The sequence below is a fragment of the Paenibacillus sp. CMAA1364 genome (assembly GCF_054373195.1).
The window spans coordinates 1-1,237 of record NZ_JBITNB010000059.1 but is presented as its reverse complement, the minus strand read 5'-3'; the positions used below and the strand labels follow the sequence as shown (position 1 = coordinate 1,237).

Sequence of the window (1,237 nt, the reverse complement as noted above, 5' to 3'; positions counted from 1 at the left end):
AGAAGTAGATTCAGGCGACACATTCAACCAGCTAAGTCTATCGACCCGTTCCCTAAGGTCACTTAAGCTGCTTGAACGTCAGGAATGCACAAACGTTAAGCGAAATAACCAAAATGCTATTAAAAGAGAGGAATGATATATTGCGGATCAAGAGATTTATTGTACTTATTCTGATCATTTTGATTATTCTTCCTGGATGTGCGGAAAAAGAAAAAGGAATAGAATCACTTGAAAATTACAATAAACAACATGTTACGTACCTGAAGGAATATGGATGGAGTATTAAACGATTTACATCAGAGACCAAGTATGCCGCAGAAACTTTACGATCATATGAAGAACATGTGAATACTATACGATCTCAGGGAAAAGTTGACTTAACTCCCTTTCTTGACAAGGAAGTATTAGAAACTGGATACATACTGAACGAGAAAACAGATCATTACAATCAAATTGTGGGTTATATATTAGAATCAGGAGAAGAGATAATAGGAAGTTATTTAGAATTTAATCATGAAATCGAACAAAAGGATGGAATAATCCGAATAGATATTGGTGTAACAACTCCAATTTTTAAATATAATGAAATCAATGAGCAATCAATTGTAGGACATAAAGTAAATCACAACAACAATAAGTAGTTCAGGAAGTTGGTTACTCCGCTTAACATTGCATTACCACAGCGGTCGCTACGCTCCCTTGGTCACCAAGAGGAAGTTTCGTAGAAGTGTATTCAGGTGACACATCCAACCAGCTAAGTGGCAGAGCCACCCGGACCTTTGGTCCTTAAGCTGTTTGAACGTCGGTAATGCGGAAACGTTAAGTGAAATCGGGGTAAAGACGTTTAAATAATATAATACTTAAAGAATGTTTAGTACAAGAACGATATAAGGATCAAGAACGATTTGAAGATCAAGAACAATTTAAGGATCAAGAACGATTTTATAGATCAAGAACGATTTAAGATCAAGGACGATTTAAAGACCTAGTACTTGTTAGAGAGTAATATCAATGAAGTCCCCAACATCACTTAACATTGCATTATCACTGCGGTCGCTACTCTCCCTTGGTCACCAAGAGGAAGTTTCGCAGAAGTTTATTCAGGTGACACATCCAACCGGCTAAGTGGCGAAGCCACCCGAACCTACGGTCCTTAAGCCGATTGGACGTCGGTAATGCGCAAACGTTATCAGAAATTACCCTAGAAATTGAAAGTGAGTGAATAATAAATGAAGAA

At 37.4% G+C, this 1,237-nt stretch carries 1 protein-coding gene; it reads left to right on the top strand.

What is annotated here, in order from left to right; genetic code table 11:
* Positions 1-140: 140 nt before the first annotated feature.
* Positions 141-641: a DUF4830 domain-containing protein gene (locus ACH8E3_RS16625; protein WP_458633762.1), complete on the top strand. Its 501-nt coding sequence runs from the start codon at positions 141-143 to the stop codon at positions 639-641.
* Positions 642-1,237: the final 596 nt, after the last annotated feature.